The sequence below is a fragment of the Stieleria mannarensis genome, from assembly GCF_014154935.1.
GTDB classification, from domain to species: domain Bacteria; phylum Planctomycetota; class Planctomycetia; order Pirellulales; family Pirellulaceae; genus Stieleria; species Stieleria mannarensis.
The window spans coordinates 1-3,050 of the sequence record NZ_JACEHH010000116.1 but is presented as its reverse complement, the minus strand read 5'-3'; the positions used below and the strand labels follow the sequence as shown (position 1 = coordinate 3,050).

General features: G+C 58.8%; 2 protein-coding genes. One reads left to right on the top strand and one right to left on the bottom strand.

Translation table 11 applies throughout. The features are described from left to right. The first annotated feature begins 130 nt into the window (after positions 1-130). Entirely contained in the window at positions 131-712 is a 582-nt protein-coding gene (locus tag H1B37_RS32525; protein ID WP_182871437.1) for a hypothetical protein, read from the top strand. 215 nt (positions 713-927) lie between these two features. On the opposite strand, the gene H1B37_RS32520 is transcribed toward H1B37_RS32525, so the two are convergent. After that, positions 928-2,655, bottom strand: coding sequence for an Ig-like domain-containing protein (locus tag H1B37_RS32520; protein WP_182871436.1), 1,728 nt, complete (start codon positions 2,653-2,655; stop codon positions 928-930). Between the last annotated feature and the right edge of the window lie 395 nt (positions 2,656-3,050).

The following is a 3,050-nucleotide window of genomic DNA, read 5'->3' as shown; positions in this document are numbered from 1 at the left end:
AAATTTTTTGACCAGCTCCAAACCGGGACCTGTCATCGGACACATAACGACGCTTGCTTTCATCTGTCTCCCGCCGTAACCTCGAGGTTCTTGACGAGCAAAGCCGACGAATATCTAGGAGCGGGAAACCGTGGATACCGCACCGATTGCGTCCCCCGCGGGCGGACCGTTAAACGAAGACCATTACCGTGAGTTGTTGGCAGCGACAGACCTGATCCGTCCGGTGCGCCGCGCATCACGCGTGGCCACCTTCAACGGGTGGACGGTCGGCGTGATCGCGGCCCTGTCATTTCCGTTCGCCTTCTTCGGGCTCGATGGCGTGGCCATCACGCTGGGATTGTCGACCGTCTGTTGTTTCGAGTTCTTGGGACGTCGCAAACTGTTGAAGTTCGATCCCGCCGGGGCAATTTGGTTGGGATGGAATCAGGTCGGTTTCCTGGCGTTGATCGTCGCGTACTGTCTGTGGATGCTGCTCGGCGATGTCCCCGACATCCGGGCCAATCCCGAGTTGTCCCGGTTGCTCGGTTCCGATGGCCAGCAGCTCTACCAGGCGTTGAATTTGACGGTTTACGGAAGCGTGATCGTATTGAGCGTGATCTTTCAGGGCGGCAACGCGATTTATTATTTCACGCGGCGTCGTTACCTGGTTGCCTATCAGCAACAGACGTCGCCATGGGTGCGCGAGTTTTTCAAGATCATTCCTGTGGTTTAGTGGATGCGGTGCGCCGCGACCGGCTTGCCGGTCGCCCGTCGGGGATGACCCAGCGCGAAATAGACCCATGGGACGCATGTGACACATAGGTCCTATCTGTCGTATTGGTCCTATAGCAGCCTTGCTCTCCCTCGGTAACCGCCTGCGGCGGCCCGCGCCGGCCCTGAACGGCCGACGTACAAACAATCGTGCGCCGGGCTTGCCGGATGGCGCCACTACGGTGCGTCCGCACTGATCATACTCTTTTGCTCGGCGGCCTTCTTGCGCCATTTCGTCGATTCGTTCAGGTCCCCGGCGGTCGCGAAGGCGTCGGCGACGATCGTGTAGGCTTCGGCTAGGAGCTTGGGATCCTTTTGGTTCTTGCCTTCGCGGAAGGTTTTGGCGAACTCGTCCATCTTCTTGCGCACTTCCGGCAGTGCACAGATCCGGCGGCCTTCCCGTGTGGAGCATCCGAAAACGACGCCGGCCAGTTTGTCCCATTCGCCCAAGTGATCCGTTCCTTTCCGCTGGACCGTCAGTGTGATTTCGGAACGTTCGCCGGGTACCATTTCGATCTTGGTGTATCGACGCCCCAGAAATACCGGCATCTCGTATCGATCGTCTCGGATGCCCAGGCTTTGCTTTCCCTTGGGCAGCATCAGCGTGGCTTGACCGTTGTCGTCGGTTCGAGCGGAAAACGGAAATCCATATTCTTCGTTGGTAAATTTACGGTAGTCACGTTTGCGATTGCGGACACGGATCATGTCTTCGCCTCGCATCAAGGTGTCACAGTAAACTTGCGATCCGCCATTCCACCATTGGATGTTTGGCCATGAATCGATCAGGACGCTTGGGACCGGCTTGTCCTGTTCGTCCACGATCGTCACATCACAGGGCACCAGCGCTTCCATTGGCAACACGACCGGATCACCTTTGTCTGGCCGGATCACTTGGGCTCGCAAGTAGGGATCTGGATTGCGCGGATTGGAGACCTCCGGCGGTGCTTTGCCAGGCACTCCGATGTATCCATCGCAGATCCCCGCCAATTGGATCGCTTCCCCCGTCGGCCACACCGGGATCACAAAGTCGCCGTCTTCGGACACGGGGCTCCAAGAAATGAAGCCCGCACGATCGTAGTCAACCGATGGATTAAGCGTCTCGCACACCACACGTCCATGACGGATTGGTCGCGGAACCGCAGGGTCCAGTTGACCTTTGATCGGGACGACGGGCTTCAGATCCACCGTGATCTCGTTGCGCTGGTCGGCTTTTAACTTTGTGTCGACGATTCGACTGGCGTGGGTGATCTGATCGTCTTCGATCCGCATCAACAAGACGCTCGCATCGCCGGTTTTCATCGACGGGAACTTCAGTGTCTGCCCATCGACCGCTTCCATCACGTTGGGGTTTCGCCAGCTGCGGCTGTCAGACCAATTGGCGACGATCTGGTTGGGATCGGCCGGCTTGCCGTCAATCATTGGGCGAACAAACAGGTCCGCACCGCGCTGGAGCACCACCGGATCGGCGGTCTTGGGATCGTGCGGAAGATCCAGGTGGATGGAACCTTCGAGGACATAATCTCGGTGGTCGACCCAGACGGAGACACCGATGGTCTTGGTTTGCTCACCGACATTGCGAAACATCGGGTACTTCACGATCGCGATGCCATCTTCGTCGGTTTGCGATGATTCCGGTTTCGTTTCCGAGCGGTCGTCGCCGTCACTTCGCCAGCTGCCGTGCCCTTGGCCGCTGCGCAGCGCCCAGGGGGTCACGTTTGCGCCGGCGACGGGATCCCCGGCCTCGTTGACGACACGCAACTGGAGTGATTCGGTGGTCTGGAAAACCAGACCGCTCGAATCGCCGAGCACGGAAAACGCCAAGTCCTTCGCTGGATCTTGGGCCGCAGCAGGACTGAACGCGACTGCGACGCAGATTGTCAATCCAATACCGATCGAAGTTTTCATCGGATGGCTACCCCTGATTGTTGATGGAAATCGTGTCACTGATCCCCTCGCGGTGAAGCAATGCGAATCGGTGTACTATTGCGATAGTGCAGTTGTAGCCCCGCTGGATAGTGGCTGTCAACTATTTCAATGGGATAGCGGCCGAGGTACCGGGTACTACAGACGGTACGCCGCCCCTTCTGGGCGGGCGCTTGGCCGATTCACCGGCCACGGGGTGCTGGGAATTGTCAGCGGGAATAGGACCAATGGGACACATGGGACGTATAGGTCCTATCAGTCCCATAGGTCCTATTGCAGTGTTGCCAGCTCCGGGGAAACCGCCTGCGGCGGGCCACGGCCGGCTCGGAAGGGCCGGCGTACATCAGAAACCGCCGGCGTGCGGCGGACAGCGGAGC